The organism is Pseudomonas sp. NPDC090592, from assembly GCF_044769185.1.
Taxonomy (GTDB): Bacteria; Pseudomonadota; Gammaproteobacteria; order Pseudomonadales; family Pseudomonadaceae; genus Aquipseudomonas.
This window is the reverse complement of sequence record NZ_JBIVXJ010000049.1, coordinates 1-17,639: the sequence shown is the minus strand read 5'-3', so window position 1 is coordinate 17,639 and position 17,639 is coordinate 1. Positions and strand designations below refer to the sequence as shown.

Sequence of the window (17,639 nt, the reverse complement as noted above, 5' to 3'; positions counted from 1 at the left end):
TGTGGGAGCGGGCAAGCCCGCGAAGAGGCCATTACAGACAAACACAAATGCCAGGCAAAAAAATGGGCGACCGAAGTCGCCCTAAATGCCTTGCGTGCTCGTGTACCCGGAAGGTCAGCGCGGCTTGCGCTTGTTCGAGTCCTTCCAGATGAAAATGCCCAGACCGGCAAAGAAAGCGAACATCAACCCGACCGTTACCACACCGGCGATAACCACGTTGTCGAAGAACATGCTGGCCTCCCCATTCGTTTGCCGTTGTCCGATGGGTACAAGGTAACCAATGTGGCGGGGGAGAAAATTGATCGGGATCAATGGTGCCCGGGGCCGGGCACGCGAGGGGGGTGCAGGTTTGACCTGCGTCAAGTTTCAGCGCTTCTTGGGCTTGCCCTTGGGTTTCTTTTTCTTGCTGGTACTCAACGGCAGGGCCTGCTCGAACGCGTTGCGCATTTCGTTCAGGCGCTTTTCCTTCAGGTCATGCACGCGCTTGGCGCGTTCTGCATCGAAATCGATGAGGTTGTCTTGGCTCATGGGTGGGCTCGACGATCAACTGAGGCTTGCATGATGAAGCCAGGCGCAGGCGCTGACCAGCCCCGCGTCAGACTTCGATGTCCACCAGCAGCCCCTGGCGCACGTGCTCGTCCATCAAGGGGGCCACCGGCACGGTGTTGTCGGCGTTAACCTCGTCACCAGGCATGGCGCTGTAGCGGTCCTGATCGCCCTTGTGCCGGCGTTGCTGCTGGCGACGCTGTTCATCACGCAGCAACAGTGCCTGCTCCTGCGGGTCGCGCTGCTGCTTGAGGTCGATGGCGCTTTCGCTGGACGCAGGCTGCGCCGGCACCACCGGCTTGATGTCGGGGGTGGGCTTGACCGGGTCCTGTTGCGAGGTCACCGGGGCGGCACTGAGCGGGATGATCGGCGGCAGCATGGACGTTCTCCTATGCCCACTGTATCGGCAGGCGAGGGTTCAACTTGATGTCATGCACTACATTTACTCGGCTTCGTCGTCGGGCTCGTCGTCGCTGGGCGGGCTGGTTTCGCTCCAGGGCCGCTTGTACACCTGCTGCCAGACCGCATCCATGTGATCGCGCAGCACCTGCGGCGCGTTTTTCAGCGAGGCGCTGTCATCGCGCTCGCCACCGACCGGCTCTTCACCCGCCGGAGTGATCAGCGACTGGCCGGTGATGGTGTAGCTGGCCTTGCCTTCACGCATTTCGATGGCGATGTCATGCGGGTCGATGCCACCGCCACAGAAGGCATGGCTGGCCACCGTCACCTCAGCTACGCCGTCTTTGTTCAGGTCGCTGACATCAGTGACGTCAGTATAGAAGTCCACGTCAAGGTCCAGCCCTGGGCAGGTGGTTTCCTGCTCGATCTGCCAGCGCGCCTTGAAAGCGTCACTTTCGCCAGCACGCCCGTACAAGGTGGCCTTGAGCACCACCTTGTCCACTTCCTGTTCGCTTTCCGGGTCGCTGGCCTGGCCATCGCTGCGGCTCAGCACCAACAGGCCTTCACCGTCGCGATCACGAAAATGCACGCTCTTGATCGGGGTCTGCACGCCCAGTACCTCAAGCTGCTCCATCGGGATGGCGGGCAAGGTCTCGAAGTTCTTCTGCTCGCAGGCAGCCAGCAGCAGCAGGCTGCCCGCGGCCATGGAAAGGCTGATCCAGCGGTGCTTGGCAGACATATTGATGCAGGGCCCTCGTCGACGGCACAGTGCGGGGCAATGAAACGGCTAGACTGACTTACTTCCTGTTGTCGTTCGGCACCTTTCGGTGCGTTCGCACTTTGGTCTGACCGGCCGATCCGTTAACATAATCGGCTTTTTCATCGCGGGAGTTCAGGCAGTATGGCGCAGCAGTATCAACCGGGGCAACGCTGGATCAGCGACAGCGAAGCAGAGCTCGGCCTGGGTACCATCCTGGCGCAGGACGGCCGCCTGTTGACCGTGCTCTACCCGGCCACTGGCGACACCCGCCAGTATTCCCTGCGCAATGCGCCGCTGACCCGCGTGCGCTTCTCGCCAGGTGACCAGATCACTCACTTCGAGGGCTGGAAACTGACCGTGCGCGAGGTCGACGACATCGACGGGCTGATGGTCTATCACGGCCTGGACGGGCAGAACCAGCCACGTACCCTGCCCGAAACCCAGTTGTCGAACTTCATTCAGTTCCGCCTGGCCAGCGACCGCCTGTTCGCCGGGCAGATCGACCCGCTGTCGTGGTTCAGCCTGCGCTACAACACCCTGCAGCACACCAGCAAGCAGATGCAGTCGGCGCTGTGGGGCCTGGGCGGCTGCCGTGCGCAACCGATCGCCCACCAGTTGCACATCGCCCGCGAAGTCGCTGACCGTAGCGCGCCTCGGGTACTGCTGGCCGACGAAGTGGGCCTGGGTAAAACCATCGAGGCAGGCCTGGTGATTCACCGCCAGCTGCTGTCGGGCCGCGCCAGCCGCGTACTGATCCTGGTACCAGAAAACCTCCAGCACCAGTGGCTGGTGGAAATGCGCCGGCGTTTCAACCTGCAGGTTGCGCTATTCGACGCCGAGCGTTTCATCGAGAGCGATGCCAGCAACCCGTTCGAAGACGCCCAACTGGCACTGGTTGCCCTGGAATGGCTGGTTGACGACGAAAAGGCCCAGGACGCGCTGTTTGCCGCAGGCTGGGACCTGATGGTGGTCGACGAAGCCCACCACCTGGTGTGGCACGAAGACCAGGTCAGTGCCGAATACAGCCTGGTCGAGCAACTGGCCCAGGTCATCCCGGGCGTGCTGCTGCTCACCGCCACCCCCGAACAACTCGGGCAGGACAGCCACTTCGCCCGCTTGCGCCTGCTCGACCCCAACCGTTTCCACGACCTGGCGGCCTTCCGCGCCGAGAGCGAGCACTATCGCCCGGTGGCCGAAGCCGTGCAGGAACTGCTCGACGAAGGCCGCCTTTCGCCCAAGGCCCACGCCACCATCCAGGGCTTCCTGGGTGCCGAAGGCGAAGCCTTGCTGGCTGCGGTCAGCGACGGCGACACCCAGGCCAGCGCGCGACTGATCCGCGAACTGCTCGACCGCCACGGCACCGGCCGCGTCCTGTTCCGTAACACCCGGGCGGCGGTTCAGGGCTTCCCTGAGCGCCAGTTGCACCCCTACCCGGTGGCCATGCCCGAGCAATACCGCGAACTGCCGCCCGGTGAAAAGGCCGAGCTGTACCCGGAAGTGGCCTTCCAGGCCCAGGGTGATGTTGCCGATGACGAACGCTGGTGGCGCTTCGACCCACGCGTCGACTGGCTGATCGACACCCTGAAGATGCTCAAACGCACCAAGGTGCTGGTGATCTGCGCCCACGCCGAAACCGCCATGGACCTGGAAGACGCCCTGCGCGTGCGCTCCGGCATTCCGGCCTCGGTGTTCCATGAAGGCATGAGCATTCTTGAGCGTGACCGCGCCGCCGCCTACTTCGCGGATGAAGAATTCGGCGCTCAGGTGCTGATCTGCTCCGAAATCGGCAGTGAAGGCCGCAACTTCCAGTTTTCGCACCACCTGGTGATGTTCGACCTGCCGGCCCACCCGGACCTGCTGGAACAGCGTATCGGCCGCCTCGACCGTATCGGCCAGAAGCACACCATCCAGCTGCATGTCCCGTACCTGCAGGACAGCCCGCAAGAGCGCCTGTTCCAGTGGTACCACGAAGGCCTCAACGCCTTCCTCAATACCTGCCCGACCGGCAACGCCCTGCAGCACCAGTTCGGCCCGCGCCTGCTGCCGCTGCTCGAAGGTGGCGAAAGCAAAGCCTGGGATGCCCTGGTGGCCGAGGCCCGTGGCGAGCGCGAGCGCCTGGAAGCCGAACTGCACACCGGTCGCGACCGCCTGCTGGAGCTGAACTCTGGTGGCGCCGGTGAAGGCGAGGCACTGGTCGAGGCCATTCTCGAACAGGACGACCAGTTCGCCCTGCCGATCTACATGGAAACCCTGTTCGACGCCTTTGGCATCGACAGCGAAGACCACTCCGAGAACGCGCTGATCCTCAAGCCGAGCGAGAAGATGCTCGACGCCAGCTTCCCGCTGGGTGACGACGAAGGCGTTACCATCACCTACGACCGCGGCCAGGCGCTGTCGCGCGAGGACATGCAGTTCCTGACCTGGGAGCACCCGATGGTTCAGGGCGGCATGGACCTTGTGCTGTCCGGCTCGATGGGCAACACCGCCGTGGCGCTGATCAAGAACAAGGCGCTCAAGCCAGGTACTGTCCTGCTCGAACTGCTGTTCGTCAGCGAAGTGGTGGCACCGCGCAGCCTGCAACTGGGCCGCTACCTGCCACCGGCAGCATTGCGCTGCCTGCTTGACGCCAACGGCAACGATCTGGCCGCACGCGTGGCTTTCGAAACCCTCAACGAACAGCTTGAAAGCGTGCCGCGCGCCAGTGCCAACAAGTTCGTCCAGGCCCAGCGTGACGTGCTGGCCAAGCGCATCAGTGGCGGCGAAGAGAAAATCATGCCGACGCACGTCGAGCGCGTAGCCGAAGCCCAGCGCCGCCTGGCGGCCGAGGCCGACGAAGAACTGGCCCGCCTGGTGGCACTGCAAGCGGTCAACCCGAGCGTGCGCGACAGCGAGATCGACGCCCTGCGCAAGCAGCGTGAAGACGGCCTGGCGATGCTGGACAAAGCTGCCCTGCGCCTGGAGGCCATTCGCGTGCTGGTAGCTGGCTAAGACAAATCAGGCACCGCTGCCCTTGTGGGAGCGGGCGTGCCCGCGAACACCGGCGAAGCCGGTGCCGCCCCCCGCGTTGGGTTCTTCGCGGGCATGCCCGCTCCCACAGGGATAGCATACCGGCCCAACGCTATATTCCTGGCTGCGATTAGCTTGATAACCAAATCGTAGAAATCAATATGCCATTATTCAGGAAGGCTTAAATACTCCTTCCTATACTGCCTCTGGACAGTCTGCACAGGGTTGTAGCGCAGACGAGTGAAAACTCGATCAAGAGGCATTCCATGGAGTGGCTGGGGCTGCAACTGTTCGCCGACTTGCCGGCAACCGGGCGTATCGTTATCGATTGCCGTCATGAACCGCTACTGATGCTGCTTGCCTACCTGGTCGCCTGCGCGGCTTGCTTCGCCACGCTCGACATGGTCGAGCGCCAGTCCCACAGTGAAGAGCCCACTGCCCACCGACAATGGAAAATGCTTGGCGCCTGTTGCCTGGGCGGTGGCATCTGGGCCATGCACTTCATCAGCATGCTGGCCTTCCAGGCCCCTGTAGAAGTGCACTACGACGTATCCCTGACCGTACTTTCCCTGCTCATTGCCCTGGCCGTTGCCTGGCTGGCAATGCAAAGCCTCGACCGCAGCCACATGCGCGCGCATCACCTCCTGCCAAGCGCACTACTGATCGGCCTGGGCATCGTCCTCATGCACTTCGTCGGCATGGCCGCGATGGAAACCGGCGCCCGTCAGTACTACCGGACCGGCCTGCTGCTGGCCTGCACCACGATTGCCCTGCTCACCAGCCTGGCCGCGCTGTGCCTGGCCCGCTACTTCCGCAACGGCAGCGGCACGCGACACCAGTTGATGAAATACGGCGCAAGCCTGCTGATGGCCGGCGGAATCATCGCCACCCACTTCACCGCAATGTCGGCCATGACGCTGGTCATCCCGGCCGATACTGCCCTGCGCCTGCCGTCCGGCTACAACAGCCTGCAACTGGCGCTGGGTATCGGCTTCATCACCCTGCTGATCAGTGGCGCCAGCATCAGTGCTGCACTGGCCGACAAAAAGCTGCAAAGCAAGGAACACGACCTGCGCCGGGTCAGTGTGCTGCTCGGTCAGCTGGACCAGGCCCGTGCCTCGCTGCAGCAGGCGGCGCACTATGATGCCCTGACCAATCTGGTCAACCGCCGTGGCTTCAATCAGGTGTTCGCCGAGCGACTCGCCGAGCACAAGGCCACACAAAGCCGTCTGGCGGTGATGTTCCTCGACATCGACCATTTCAAGCGCATCAACGACAGCCTTGGTCATGCTGCAGGCGACGAGTTGCTCAAAGTGATTGCCAGCCACATCAAGTCAGCCACCCGCACTCACGACCTGGTTGCGCGGCTGGGCGGCGACGAGTTCTGCGTGGTCACCAGCCTCAACAGCTGCGACGAAGCGCGCCACCTGGCACAACGCATCATGCAACGGATGAAAGAGCCCATCGACCTGGGTGGCCGGCGCATGGTCATGAGCACCAGCATTGGCATCAGCATCTTCCCCGACGACGGCAGCAGCGCCGAAGAACTGCTCAAGCATGCCGACCTGGCGCTGTACCAGTCGAAGGACAGCGGGCGCAACAGCCTGCACTTTTTCAACGACAAGCTGAAAACCCAGGCCTCCCTCGCCCTGCAACTGGAGGAAGAGCTGCGCCTGGCCCTGCTCGAAGAGCATGGCCTGTGCGTGCATTACCAACCGATCTTCGATATGCGCAGTGGCCAAGTGGCCAAGCTGGAAGCGCTGGTGCGCTGGCATCACCCGCAACATGGCCTGCTGGGGCCCGACCGGTTCATAGCCATAGCCGAAGCCAATGGCCTGATCGTCGACCTCGACTTGTGGGTACTGCGCCACGCCTGCGCCGACCTCGCACACCTGCAGCGCCTGGGCTACGGTGACGTCAAGGTCACGGTCAATTGCTCGGCAGTCACCCTCAGCCACGACGAACTGCCCGTTGAGGTGGAAACAGCGCTGCTCCTCGCCGGCCTTGCAGCCCGCCAGTTGGAACTGGAAGTGACCGAGAACGCCTTGATGGGTGACATCCAGCGCACGGTCAACCTGCTAAAACGCATTCGCGCCCTGGGCGTGGCCCTGTCGATCGATGACTTCGGCACCGGCTACTCGTCACTGGCCTACCTCAAGCGCCTGCCGCTGGATGTGCTGAAGATCGACCGCACCTTCCTGCAAGATGTGCCGGGCAGCCAGAAGGACCGGGAGATCGTCCAGGCGATCATCGTGATGGCCCATACCCTGCACCTGCAGGTCGTCAGCGAAGGCGTGGAAACCGTCGAACAGCAGGCATTCCTTGAAACCCATGGCTGCGACTACCTGCAGGGCTACCTGCTGAGCCGCCCGGTACCGCTGGCCGACTTGCGGCCGCTACTGGAGCGGGTGCAGCGTGAGAGCAAGGTGCTCAACCCTTGCGGCGGTAAAGTTCTACAAGGGTCGCCGGATCTTTTTGCAGGTAGCCCTGGCTACCGTGCAGGCGCATCAATTGCGCGGCGAGGCCACTGAGCGGCGTTGCCGCCCCCTGTTCACGGGAAAACTTGACCGCGCCATCGAGGTCCTTGAGCAGCGTACGCACGTGCCACTTGATCGGCTCGAAGCGGCTTTCGGCCATTTGCGGCGCAAGTATCTGCAATGGCTTGGAATCGGCAAAGCCACCCGCCAGCGCTTCGGCGATCAACGTCGCGTCCACCCCGGACTGCTCGGCCAGCGCCACCACTTCGGCGATCACCAGGGCATTGCACGCCACGATCATCTGGTTGCAGGCCTTGGTCACCTGCCCCGCGCCCACCGCCCCCATGTGCGTCACGCGCTGGCCTAGCACCTGAAGCACTGGACGAGCGCGCTGCAGGTCGCCCGCCTCACCGCCAACCATGATCGCCAGCGTACCGGCTTCGGCACCGGGTGTGCCGCCAGACACCGGGGCATCCAGCCAGGCCATGCCACACAGCACCGCAAGCTCGGCGGCCATTTCACGGGTGGCGGTGGGTTCCAGGCTGGAAAAATCAATCAGCAACTGTCCGCTGCGCCCACCTTGGGCAATGCCTTGTTCGCCGAACACCACCTCACGCACCACCGCGGTGTCGGCCAGGCACAGCAGCACCATGTCGCTGTCGCGGGACAGTTCGGCAGGGCTGCTGGCCAGCCGTGCGCCAGCGGCAACCAGTGCGGCGCACTTGTCCGGGCTGCGGTTCCACACGGTCAGCGGGTAGCCCGCGGCCAACAGGCGGCGACACATGGGCAGGCCCATCAGGCCGATGCCGGCGAACCCAAGAGAAGGTAGTGCAGTGCTCATCAATGACTCCAGACAGATTCGATATCGATCCGGGCCGCTTTGCGGCCTTCGCGGGCACGCCCGCTCCCACAGGGCCAGTGCAGGTCTGGAGAACAACACCCAACCTGTGGGAGCGGGCGTGCCCGCGAAGGGCTGCAAGGCAGCCCCCATTACGCATCCCGTAAACTGTTACCGCCACGCCGAATTGTTACTTACCTCTACCCGCCTTGAACGCCTTCTAGCACCAAAACGGGGCTGCTGCGCATTTTCGCGCACCAAAAAAGATCACGCCTGTGCCGGGCCCTTCGCTTGAATCACGATGAACGGCGAAACCACCACCGCCCAGATCTCTGGATCGCGGCTTTGCAGGTCCTGGGCCTGCTCTGCCGACACCGGCCCAACAGTGCCATCACTACGCCACTTGGCGAAGATCTCGCTGCGATTCTCGGCCATCGCCTCGGCAACGGTGATCAGGTCCAGGCTGGGGTCGACCCAAATCAGGTCACCCTTGGCCCAAAAGCGCTCCAGCGCTTTCCATTCGATGATTGCCGTCTCGCCAAGCAATTTGGCATAGAGGGTGCTTGTGTGATCAGTCATGGGTTGCTACCCGCAAAATTCGGCCAATAAAAAGGCCGCTATTTTTGCAGAAAAACCCGGTTTCAAATATGTAATTTGGTCGATCGGGCCCGAACAGGTGGGGTTGGGCCGCAAATACAGGCAATTTGATGGCGCTTTTCTGTATTTTTATGTCGACCATGCGACAACCCAGGAATCAGGCACTTTTCGACGGCTTTTCAAGCGCTCGAACAGCGCTCTACACTGTACCGGTACAGTTCCGGGACATGTTCCGGGGGAAGGTGGGCTTGCGCGTTGGCATGGCCACGCCGCAAATCCCGCCCGGTCTGTAGCCCTGGCCGCCAGGACTATAAGAATTACAACAGAATGAGTGGAGCACTATGATCAAGATTTCCAAGCTGTTCGCCGCAATGGTACTGGCCGGGGTAGCCAGCCATTCGTTTGCCGCCGATACCATCAAGATCGGCATCGCCGGTCCTAAGACGGGTCCAGTGACCCAGTACGGCGACATGCAGTTCATCGGCGCCAAGCAAGCCATCAAGGATATCAACGCCGCGGGCGGCGTCGACGGCAAGATGCTCGAAGCCAAGGAATACGACGACGCCTGCGACCCTAAACAGGCCGTGGCAGTCGCCAACAAAGTGGTCAACGACGGCGTCAAGTTCGTCATCGGCCACCTGTGCTCCAGCTCCACCCAGCCAGCGTCCGACATCTACGAAGACGAAGGCGTGATCATGATCACCCCGGCCGCCACCTCGCCGGAAATCACCGCCCGTGGCTACAAGCTGATCTTCCGCACCATCGGCCTGGACAGCGCCCAAGGCCCGGCTGCCGGCAACTACATCGCCGACCACGTGAAACCGAAAGTGGTTGCCGTACTGCACGACAAGCAGCAATACGGTGAAGGTATCGCCACCGCCGTCAAACAGACCCTGGAAGGCAAAGGCACCAAGGTTGCCGTGTTCGAAGGCCTGAACGCCGGTGACAAGGACTTCTCCTCGATCATCCAGAAGCTCAAGCAGAACAACGTCGACTTCGTCTACTACGGCGGCTACCACCCAGAGCTGGGCCTGATCCTGCGCCAGGCTCAGGAAAAGGGCCTGAAAGCCAAGTTCATGGGCCCGGAAGGCGTGGGTAACGACTCCATCTCGCAGATCGCCCAGAACGCCTCCGAAGGCCTGCTGGTCACCCTGCCGAAGTCGTTCGATGCCGACCCGGAGAACAAGAAGATCGTCGACGCCATCAAGGCTGACGGCAAGGACCCAAGCGGTCCGTTCGTGTTCCCTGCCTACTCGGCAGTCGAGCTGATCGCCCAGGGCATCAAGGCCGCCAAGTCCGAAGACACCGACAAGGTGGCAGCCGCCATCCACGCCGGCTCCTTCAAGACCCCGACCGGCACCCTGTCGTACGACGAGAAGGGCGACCTGAAAGACTTCAAGTTCGTGGTCTACGAATGGCACTTCGGCAAGCCGAAGACCGAAGTTTCCCCTCAGTAACTGCGTGACTAATAGCTGACCGTAGAAGCCCACTGTGCGAGCAGTGGGCTTTGTTTTACGAGGTTCATGGGCCCGATCACCGCGATCCGGGGGCGGGCCCACCTGAAAATCTTAAAACCGTCACCCGCGGTTTCCTGGCACACCCCCGCCAGCGAAATGCAAATCAGGTTTTTAGGAGCGCTGTAATGCCTGAGATCTACCATTTCTTCCAACAACTGGTTAATGGATTGACCATCGGCAGCACCTATGCCTTGATCGCCATCGGTTACACGATGGTGTACGGCATCATTGGCATGATCAACTTCGCCCATGGCGAGGTGTACATGATCGGTTCCTACGTGGCCTTCATCGCCCTGGCGGGCCTGGCCATGATGGGTATTCATTCGCTGCCGATCCTGATGACCGTAGCCTTCGTCGCGACGATCTTCGTCACCAGTGCCTATGGCTACAGTATCGAACGGGTTGCCTACCGCCCCCTGCGCAACAGCAACCGTCTGATCCCGCTGATTTCCGCCATCGGCATGTCGATTTTCCTGCAGAACACCGTGTTGCTTTCGCAGGATTCCAAAGATAAATCCATCCCCAACCTGATCCCCGGGAGCTTCTCCTTCGGGCCGGGCGGTGCGGAAGAGGTCCTGGTTTCCTACATGCAGATCCTGGTGTTCGTGGTCACCCTGGTGGCCATGACCCTGCTTACCCTGTTCATCTCCCGTTCCCGCCTGGGCCGCGCCTGCCGTGCCTGTGCCGAGGACATCAAGATGGCCAACCTGCTGGGCATCAACACCAACAACATCATCGCCCTCACCTTCGTCATCGGCGCTGCCCTGGCAGCCGTGGCGGCCGTGCTGCTGAGCATGCAGTACGGGGTGATCAACCCCAACGCCGGTTTCCTGGTGGGCCTGAAGGCCTTTACCGCGGCGGTGCTGGGTGGCATCGGCAGCATTCCGGGCGCCATGCTCGGCGGGCTGGTGCTGGGCGTGGCCGAAGCGTTCGGCGCCGATATCTTCGGCGACCAGTACAAGGACGTGGTGGCATTCGGCTTGTTGGTTCTTGTCCTGCTATTCCGGCCGACCGGCATCCTGGGCCGCCCGGAGGTTGAAAAAGTATGAACAGAAATCTCAAACAGGCGTTCTTCAGCGCCTTGCTGGTATGGGCCGTGGCCTTCCCGGTGCTGGGCCTGAAACTGAGCATCGACGGCATCAGCCTGGTCGTGCACAGCCAGGGCTCGTTCACCATCAGCATCATTGCCGTGTGTTCGGTACTGATGTTCCTGCGCGTGCTGTTCGACAAGCAGTGGAGTGCGGTGATGGGCAGCCGTTCGGATCGCAAGTTGATCCCGCCGGCCGTAAGTAACTACCTGACCCTGCCCAAGACCCAGCGCTACGTGATCATCGGCTTGATCGTTGCGGCACTGGTATGGCCGTTCTTCGGCTCACGGGGTGCGGTGGACATTGCCACGCTGATCCTGATCTACGTGCTGCTGGGCCTGGGCCTGAACATCGTGGTCGGCCTGGCGGGCCTGCTCGACCTCGGTTACGTGGGCTTCTACGCCGTCGGCGCCTACAGCTACGCCATGCTCTCGCACTACCTGGGCTGGAGCTTCTGGGTGTGCCTGCCGATCGCCGGCCTGATGGCCGCCACCTTCGGCTTCCTGCTTGGCTTCCCGGTACTGCGCCTGCGCGGTGACTACCTGGCGATCGTGACCCTCGGCTTCGGTGAGATCATCCGCCTGTTCCTGCGTAACCTCACCGACTGGACCGGCGGCCCCAACGGCATCAGCAACATCCCCAAGCCGGAGTTCTTCGGCCTCACCTTCGAACGCCGCGCCGCCGAGGGCATGCAGACCTTCCACGAGTTCTTCGGGCTGGAATACAATTCGATCAACAAGGTCATCTTCCTCTACCTGGTGGCGCTGTTGCTGGCCCTGCTGGCGCTGTTCGTGATCAACCGCCTGCTGCGCATGCCGATCGGCCGCGCCTGGGAAGCCCTGCGTGAAGACGAAATCGCCTGTCGCGCACTGGGCTTGAACCCCACCGTGATCAAGCTCTCGGCGTTCACCCTGGGCGCCTGCTTCGCCGGTTTCGCCGGCAGCTTCTTTGCTGCGCGGCAAGGCCTGGTGACGCCGGAGTCGTTCACCTTCATCGAGTCGGCGATCATCCTCGCCATCGTCGTGCTTGGCGGCATGGGCTCACAACTGGGCGTGATCCTGGCGGCCATCGTGATGATCCTGCTGCCCGAGCTGATGCGTGAGTTCAGCGAATACCGCATGTTGATGTTCGGTGCGCTGATGGTATTGATGATGATCTGGCGTCCGCAGGGCCTGCTGCCTATGCAACGTCCACACATGGAGCTGCACCGATGAGCCGCGAAATTTTGCAAGTCAGCGGCCTGAGCATGCGCTTCGGCGGCTTGTTGGCGGTCAACGGCGTGGCCCTGACCGTCAAGGAAAAACAAGTGGTTGCGCTGATCGGCCCGAACGGCGCCGGCAAGACCACGGTGTTCAACTGCCTGACCGGCTTCTACAAGCCCAGCGGCGGTACCATCCTGCTTGATGGCCAGCCGATCCAGGGCCTGGCCGGCCACCAGATCGCCCGCAAGGGCGTGGTGCGCACCTTCCAGAACGTGCGCCTGTTCAAGGAAATGACCGCGCTGGAAAACCTGCTGATCGCCCAGCACCGCCACCTGAACACCAACTTCTTCGCCGGCCTGTTCAAGACCCCGAGCTTCCGCCGCAGCGAGAAGGAGGCCATGGAGCGCGCGCAGTACTGGCTGGAGAAGGTCAACCTGACCGAGTTCGCCAACCGTACCGCCGGCACCCTCGCCTACGGCCAGCAGCGCCGCCTGGAAATCGCCCGCTGCATGATGACCCAGCCGCGCATCATCATGCTCGACGAACCGGCTGCGGGCCTGAACCCGAAGGAGACCGAAGACCTCAAGGCGCTGATCGCCTACCTGCGTGAGTCGCACAACGTCACCGTGCTGCTGATCGAGCACGACATGAAGCTGGTGATGAGCATCTCCGACCACATCGTGGTGATCAACCAGGGCACCCCCCTGGCCCACGGCACGCCGGAAGAGATCCGCGACAACCCTGACGTGATCAAAGCCTACCTGGGGGAAGCGTAAATGCTGAAGTTCGAGAACGTTTCCACCTTCTACGGCAAGATCCAGGCACTGCACAGCGTCAACGTGGAGATCAACCAGGGCGAGATCGTCACCCTGATCGGTGCCAACGGTGCCGGCAAGTCGACCTTGCTGATGACCCTGTGCGGCTCGCCGCAGGCGCACAGTGGCAGCATCAAGTACCTGGGTGAAGAACTGGTCGGCCAGCCGTCCTCGCACATCATGCGCAAGAGCATCGCCGTGGTGCCGGAAGGCCGCCGCGTGTTCGCCCGCCTGACCGTCGAGGAAAACCTGGCGATGGGCGGTTTCTTCACCGACAAGGGCGACTACCAGGAGCAGCTGGACAAGGTGTTACAGCTGTTCCCGCGCCTGAAGGAGCGCTACATCCAGCGTGGCGGCACCATGTCCGGTGGCGAGCAGCAGATGCTCGCCATTGGCCGGGCGCTGATGAGCAAGCCCAAGCTGCTGCTGCTCGACGAGCCCTCGCTGGGCCTGGCGCCGATCATCATCCAGCAGATCTTCGACATCATCGAACAGCTGCGCCGTGATGGCGTGACGGTGTTCCTGGTGGAACAGAACGCCAACCAGGCACTGAAGATCGCTGACCGCGCCTATGTGCTGGAGAACGGCCGGGTGGTGATGCAGGGCACGGGTGAAGCACTGTTGACTGACCCTAAGGTGCGCGACGCGTATCTGGGCGGTTGATCGGGAAAGGGCCTTCGGGCCCTTTTTTACGCCTGCCAGAAATGTATCGCCAGTGCGGGCCTCTTCGCGGGCTTGCCCGCGAAGAGGCCGGCACGGGCAACCATTAACTTGTGATCCGCCACCAGCCTGCGTAACGTGGCCAGCTTTCACGGCAAAGATCCCGGAGCCCGCCCCATGCGCCTCACCCCCACCCTGCTGCTCACCGCCCTGCTGCCCCTGTTCGCCGGCTGCCAGTTGATGGCTGACGCCCCCAGCGACCCGAACATCGGCACCACGCGCATGCAGGGCGAGCTGCGCGCCGCCGGTGGCCAGTTGCTGTTCAAACCGTGCAGCGAAAACCGCACCTTCGTGATCAACGACGTCGGCGCCACCGGCATCCTGCAAGAAGCCGCCAACCTGGCCAAGGACGCCAACGCCAAGCTGTTCGCCGACGTCCGTGGCCGCCTCACCGGCAGCAAGCAGGCCACCAACGACGGCCAGCTGGAAGTGCGCCGCCTGTACCGGCTGGAGCCCAGCACCAGGGCCTGTGAAGACCCCAACTTCAAGCAGCTCACCCTGCGAGCCAATGGCCATGAACCCGAATGGGACATCAAGGCCAGCGGCAAAGGCATGGTGCTCAACCGAGTCGGCCAGGAACCTCTGCCCCTGCCCTTCCTGGAAGAAGAGGTACCCGGCGGCGGGCTCACCCTGACCAGTGAAGCCAACAACCAGCACGTGGAACTGTGGGTCTCGCCGCAGCGCTGCGTCGACAGCGCCAGCGGCGCCGTCCAGCACCTTCGCGCAGAGTTGCGCATTGACGGCAAGACCCTGCAAGGCTGCGGTTACTACGGCGGCGCACGCGACAACTGATCGCCGGGCGCTTTTATCCTGCCAGTCAGGGCGGCGAACAGCTTATACTTGGCGGTTTGTGTAAAGCCGCCGGCCGCCCATGGCCGGGATACTGGACCCTGCCATGCTACGAATCACCGAACTGAAGCTGCCCCTGGACCATCCCGACGAAGCCCTGCGTGAAGCCATCGTCCAGCGCCTTGGCATCCGCGACGAGCAACTGCTCAGCTTCAACCTGTTCAAGCGCAGCTACGATGCGCGCAAGAAGAACAGCGAACTGCTGTTCATCTACACCATCGACCTGCAAGCCAGCAACGAAGCTGAGCTACTCGTCAAGTTCGCCGACGATCGCAACATCGGCGTGGCACCGGACGTAACCTACAAGTTCGTCGGCCACGCCCCCGCCGGCCTGCAGGAACGTCCGATCGTGGTCGGTTTCGGCCCGTGCGGCATCTTCGCCGGCCTGTTGCTGGCGCAGATGGGCTTCAAGCCGATCATCCTCGAGCGTGGCAAGGAAGTACGCCAGCGCACCAAGGACACCTGGGGCCTGTGGCGCAAAAGCGTGCTCAACCCCGAGTCCAACGTGCAGTTCGGCGAAGGCGGCGCCGGCACGTTCTCCGACGGCAAGCTGTACAGCCAGATCAAGGACCCGCAGCACCACGGCCGCAAAGTGCTGGAAGAGTTCGTCAAGGCCGGTGCGCCGGACGAAATCCTGTACATCAACAAACCGCACATTGGTACTTTCCGCCTCACCGGCATGGTCGAGCAAATGCGCCAGGACATGATCGCCCTGGGTGCCGAAGTCCGCTTCCAGGAGAAGGTCACCGACCTGCTTGTCGAAGACGGCCAACTGACCGGCGTGGTGCTGGGGAGCGGCGAACAGCTGCACTCGCGTCATGTGGTCCTGGCCCTTGGCCACAGTGCCCGCGACACCTTCCGCATGCTGCATGCCAAAGGCGTGTACATGGAAGCCAAGCCGTTCTCGGTGGGCTTCCGTATCGAGCACCCGCAAACGCTGATCGACAAAGCGCGCCTGGGCAAATACGCCGGCCACCCGAAACTGGGCGCCGCCGACTACAAGCTGGTGTACCACGCCAAGAATGGCCGCTCGGTCTACAGCTTCTGCATGTGCCCGGGCGGCACCGTGGTCGCGGCTACCAGCGAGCCGGGCCGCGTGGTGACCAACGGCATGAGCCAGTACTCGCGTAACGAGCGTAATGCCAACTCTGGCATTGTCGTCGGCATCGACCCCGAGCGTGACTACCCGGGTGGCCCGCTGGCCGGTATCGAACTGCAAGAGCGCCTGGAAGCCCACGCCTATGTGATGGGGGGCAGCAACTACCAGGCGCCCGCGCAATTGGTGGGCGACTTTGTAGCTGGCCGGCCATCGACCGCGCTGGGCAGCGTCGAGCCCTCCTACAAGCCGGGCGTTACCCTGGGCGACCTGGCACCGAGCCTGCCGGACTTCGCCATCGAGGCGATCCGTGAGGCGCTGCCGGCGTTCGACCGCCAGATCAAGGGCTACAACCTGCATGATGCGGTGTTGACCGGGATCGAGACGCGGACCTCGTCGCCGCTGCGGATTACCCGGGGTGAGGATTACCAGAGCCTGAACCTCAAGGGGCTGTTCCCGGCAGGTGAAGGGGCTGGGTATGCGGGTGGGATCCTGTCGGCGGGTGTCGATGGCATTCGCATTGCCGAGGCAGTGGCGCGGGATATGCTCGGCCTTTGATCCTGTTGGCCTCTTCGCGGGTAAACCCGCTCCCACAGGTACTGCACAGCATTCGGAAACTGTGAAGTACCTGTGGGAGCGGGTTTACCCGCGAAGAGGCCCTGGCAGGTAACAAAAACCCCGACTGGCAGGCGCCATGTCGGGGTTTTGTTTTACTGCGCGACGGTTAGTGCGAAACGCGGCTGGTACCGTCAACAGTCATGATGCGCACGCGGTCGCCGACACGGAAGATTTCATTCTCCTGCACCGCCTGAACGTAGGCACGCATGCTGCCATCGTCTTCCCGCACGGTGATTTCGACACCTTGGGTACGGGTCAGGCCCTCCTCGGCGGCGGAACCAGCCAGGCCGCCGGCGACGGCACCGATCACGGCAGCCACGATGCTGCCACGGCCACCGCCCACGGCGCTACCGGCAACGCCGCCCACGATGGCGCCAGCGCCACCGCCGATCGGGGTCTTGGTACCCTCGATCTTGACCGGGCGCAGGGATTCGATGGTGCCCATGCGCACAGTTTGCACGCGGCGGGCCTCGTCACGGGAGTAGCTATCACCGGTCAGGCTCGAGGCACAGCCCCCCAGCAGCAGCGACATGGTGGTAAAGGTCGCCACCAGCAAAGCGGATTTACGCATGGGTAAAGTCTCCATAAGTCAGGTGCTCATTAGACGCTGCACGTCGACGGCTGTCACGGTACAAACGTAATAAATTTGTTTTCATTCAGCCGGGGTACAGCCAGTACAGCTGCGCCCATGGTGCTTCAATTGAGACCAAGGATAGCCATGGATTACTTCATCGTCGTGGTCACCACAGTTGCGGGGCTGTATTTCCACGGGTGGCTGTACGTGCGCATGCGCCGCTGGATGGACCGGGACCTGGCGCTGTCGCTGGCGGGAGCGGATCCCGGCAAACGCGATTTCATGTTGAAGAGGCTTGAGCAGGCGCGGGTGGAGAAGGTGAAGCGCAAGGAACTGGCGGGGTGGCTGGAGCGGGAGGCGGCGGGGTATTCGGGTTAACCCTGGAGATTGCCGGGGCCGCTTTGCGGCCCTTTCGCGACACAAGGCCGCTCCTACACGCGCGCCCCTGTAGATACCGTCTTGACCCTCACCCCGCAAGAGGGATTTTGGGGTCAAACGGTATCCCCGACTTCACCACCCCGTAAACCAGGTGCAGCA

The 17,639-nt window shown here is 62.7% G+C and carries 17 protein-coding genes; 10 read left to right on the top strand and 7 right to left on the bottom strand.

All coding sequences use genetic code 11. The features are described 5' to 3' along the window. Positions 1-114 precede the first annotated feature (114 nt). From ccoM to ACIQUI_RS27575, 4 genes are all read right to left on the bottom strand, one after another. Positions 115-231: a cytochrome c oxidase subunit CcoM gene (gene ccoM, locus ACIQUI_RS27590; protein WP_008097462.1), complete on the bottom strand. Its 117-nt coding sequence runs from the start codon at positions 229-231 to the stop codon at positions 115-117. Positions 232-366: 135 nt separating this feature from the next. Further along, positions 367-528, bottom strand: coding sequence for a hypothetical protein (locus ACIQUI_RS27585; RefSeq protein ID WP_003254864.1), 162 nt, complete (start codon positions 526-528; stop codon positions 367-369). A 67-nt stretch (positions 529-595) separates the two neighbouring features. Further along, on the bottom strand, positions 596-925 hold the full coding sequence (locus tag ACIQUI_RS27580) for an aspartate-semialdehyde dehydrogenase (RefSeq protein WP_403204073.1): 330 nt from the start codon (positions 923-925) through the stop codon (positions 596-598). A gap of 63 nt (positions 926-988) precedes the next feature. After that, positions 989-1,684 carry a M949_RS01915 family surface polysaccharide biosynthesis protein gene (locus ACIQUI_RS27575; protein ID WP_403204071.1) on the bottom strand — a complete coding sequence of 232 codons (696 nt, stop codon included), beginning with the start codon at positions 1,682-1,684 and terminating at the stop codon, positions 989-991. Between the two features lie 162 nt (positions 1,685-1,846). Here ACIQUI_RS27575 and rapA point away from each other — a divergent pair, with 162 nt between their 5' ends. Next, positions 1,847-4,693: an RNA polymerase-associated protein RapA gene (gene rapA, locus ACIQUI_RS27570; RefSeq protein WP_403204069.1), complete on the top strand. Its 2,847-nt coding sequence runs from the start codon at positions 1,847-1,849 to the stop codon at positions 4,691-4,693. Positions 4,694-4,977: 284 nt separating this feature from the next. Beyond that, positions 4,978-7,242 (top strand): putative bifunctional diguanylate cyclase/phosphodiesterase, encoded by a 2,265-nt coding sequence (locus ACIQUI_RS27565; RefSeq protein ID WP_403204067.1) that lies wholly within the window; start codon positions 4,978-4,980, stop codon positions 7,240-7,242. Here the strand turns inward: ACIQUI_RS27565 and ACIQUI_RS27560 are convergent. Continuing rightward, a complete protein-coding gene (locus tag ACIQUI_RS27560) occupies positions 7,142-8,029 on the bottom strand; it encodes an NAD(P)-dependent oxidoreductase (protein WP_403204065.1) in 888 nt (295 codons plus the stop codon). The genes ACIQUI_RS27565 and ACIQUI_RS27560 overlap by 101 nt on opposite strands. 264 nt (positions 8,030-8,293) lie before the next feature. Then, positions 8,294-8,605: a DUF2288 domain-containing protein gene (locus ACIQUI_RS27555; protein WP_403204063.1), complete on the bottom strand. Its 312-nt coding sequence runs from the start codon at positions 8,603-8,605 to the stop codon at positions 8,294-8,296. A 359-nt stretch (positions 8,606-8,964) separates the two neighbouring features. Between ACIQUI_RS27555 and ACIQUI_RS27550 the strand changes: the two genes are divergently transcribed. The 7 genes from ACIQUI_RS27550 to ACIQUI_RS27520 all read left to right on the top strand — a co-directional run bounded on the left by ACIQUI_RS27550 (position 8,965) and on the right by ACIQUI_RS27520 (position 16,468). After that, positions 8,965-10,080 carry a branched-chain amino acid ABC transporter substrate-binding protein gene (locus ACIQUI_RS27550; RefSeq protein ID WP_274080777.1) on the top strand — a complete coding sequence of 372 codons (1,116 nt, stop codon included), beginning with the start codon at positions 8,965-8,967 and terminating at the stop codon, positions 10,078-10,080. A gap of 185 nt (positions 10,081-10,265) precedes the next feature. Then, a complete protein-coding gene (gene livH / locus ACIQUI_RS27545; protein ID WP_201177791.1) occupies positions 10,266-11,189 on the top strand; it encodes a high-affinity branched-chain amino acid ABC transporter permease LivH in 924 nt (307 codons plus the stop codon). Further along, positions 11,186-12,442 (top strand): high-affinity branched-chain amino acid ABC transporter permease LivM, encoded by a 1,257-nt coding sequence (locus ACIQUI_RS27540; protein ID WP_403204060.1) that lies wholly within the window; start codon positions 11,186-11,188, stop codon positions 12,440-12,442. Before livH ends, ACIQUI_RS27540 begins: the two co-directional genes overlap by 4 nt. Next, positions 12,439-13,206, top strand: coding sequence for a high-affinity branched-chain amino acid ABC transporter ATP-binding protein LivG (gene livG / locus ACIQUI_RS27535; RefSeq protein ID WP_003254878.1), 768 nt, complete (start codon positions 12,439-12,441; stop codon positions 13,204-13,206). The genes ACIQUI_RS27540 and livG overlap by 4 nt, the downstream gene beginning before the upstream one ends. Further along, on the top strand, positions 13,207-13,908 hold the full coding sequence (locus tag ACIQUI_RS27530) for an ABC transporter ATP-binding protein (RefSeq protein WP_003254879.1): 702 nt from the start codon (positions 13,207-13,209) through the stop codon (positions 13,906-13,908). A 174-nt stretch (positions 13,909-14,082) separates the two neighbouring features. After that, positions 14,083-14,757, top strand: a complete 675-nt coding sequence (locus ACIQUI_RS27525) for a COG3650 family protein (protein WP_403204058.1) — start codon at positions 14,083-14,085, stop codon at positions 14,755-14,757. Between the two features lie 103 nt (positions 14,758-14,860). Next, a complete protein-coding gene (locus ACIQUI_RS27520; protein WP_403204056.1) occupies positions 14,861-16,468 on the top strand; it encodes an NAD(P)/FAD-dependent oxidoreductase in 1,608 nt (535 codons plus the stop codon). Between the two features lie 166 nt (positions 16,469-16,634). Here ACIQUI_RS27520 and ACIQUI_RS27515 read toward each other — a convergent pair whose 3' ends face one another. After that, complete coding sequence (locus ACIQUI_RS27515) at positions 16,635-17,099, bottom strand: glycine zipper 2TM domain-containing protein (RefSeq protein ID WP_009684613.1); 465 nt, start codon at positions 17,097-17,099, stop codon at positions 16,635-16,637. Between the two features lie 147 nt (positions 17,100-17,246). On the opposite strand from ACIQUI_RS27515, the gene ACIQUI_RS27510 reads away from it, so the two are divergent. Beyond that, entirely contained in the window at positions 17,247-17,480 is a 234-nt protein-coding gene (locus tag ACIQUI_RS27510) for a hypothetical protein (protein ID WP_403204054.1), read from the top strand. Positions 17,481-17,639 lie beyond the last annotated feature (159 nt).

What these genes read in the sequence shown, in the direction of transcription:
- ACIQUI_RS27540 (WP_403204060.1), top strand. Translation starts at nt 11,186, where the DNA reads ATGAACAGAAATCTCAAACAGGCGTTCTTCAGCGCCTTGCTGGTATGG.
- ACIQUI_RS27530 (WP_003254879.1), top strand. Translation starts at nt 13,207, where the DNA reads ATGCTGAAGTTCGAGAACGTTTCCACCTTCTACGGCAAGATCCAGGCA.
- ACIQUI_RS27555 (WP_403204063.1), bottom strand. Translation starts at nt 8,605, where the DNA reads ATGACTGATCACACAAGCACCCTCTATGCCAAATTGCTTGGCGAGACG.
- ACIQUI_RS27580 (WP_403204073.1), bottom strand. Translation starts at nt 925, where the DNA reads ATGCTGCCGCCGATCATCCCGCTCAGTGCCGCCCCGGTGACCTCGCAA.
- ACIQUI_RS27520 (WP_403204056.1), top strand. Translation starts at nt 14,861, where the DNA reads ATGCTACGAATCACCGAACTGAAGCTGCCCCTGGACCATCCCGACGAA.
- ACIQUI_RS27525 (WP_403204058.1), top strand. Translation starts at nt 14,083, where the DNA reads ATGCGCCTCACCCCCACCCTGCTGCTCACCGCCCTGCTGCCCCTGTTC.
- livH (WP_201177791.1), top strand. Translation starts at nt 10,266, where the DNA reads ATGCCTGAGATCTACCATTTCTTCCAACAACTGGTTAATGGATTGACC.
- ACIQUI_RS27515 (WP_009684613.1), bottom strand. Translation starts at nt 17,099, where the DNA reads ATGCGTAAATCCGCTTTGCTGGTGGCGACCTTTACCACCATGTCGCTG.
- ccoM (WP_008097462.1), bottom strand. Translation starts at nt 231, where the DNA reads ATGTTCTTCGACAACGTGGTTATCGCCGGTGTGGTAACGGTCGGGTTG.
- ACIQUI_RS27575 (WP_403204071.1), bottom strand. Translation starts at nt 1,684, where the DNA reads ATGTCTGCCAAGCACCGCTGGATCAGCCTTTCCATGGCCGCGGGCAGC.
- ACIQUI_RS27550 (WP_274080777.1), top strand. Translation starts at nt 8,965, where the DNA reads ATGATCAAGATTTCCAAGCTGTTCGCCGCAATGGTACTGGCCGGGGTA.
- rapA (WP_403204069.1), top strand. Translation starts at nt 1,847, where the DNA reads ATGGCGCAGCAGTATCAACCGGGGCAACGCTGGATCAGCGACAGCGAA.
- livG (WP_003254878.1), top strand. Translation starts at nt 12,439, where the DNA reads ATGAGCCGCGAAATTTTGCAAGTCAGCGGCCTGAGCATGCGCTTCGGC.
- ACIQUI_RS27565 (WP_403204067.1), top strand. Translation starts at nt 4,978, where the DNA reads ATGGAGTGGCTGGGGCTGCAACTGTTCGCCGACTTGCCGGCAACCGGG.
- ACIQUI_RS27560 (WP_403204065.1), bottom strand. Translation starts at nt 8,029, where the DNA reads ATGAGCACTGCACTACCTTCTCTTGGGTTCGCCGGCATCGGCCTGATG.
- ACIQUI_RS27510 (WP_403204054.1), top strand. Translation starts at nt 17,247, where the DNA reads ATGGATTACTTCATCGTCGTGGTCACCACAGTTGCGGGGCTGTATTTC.
- ACIQUI_RS27585 (WP_003254864.1), bottom strand. Translation starts at nt 528, where the DNA reads ATGAGCCAAGACAACCTCATCGATTTCGATGCAGAACGCGCCAAGCGC.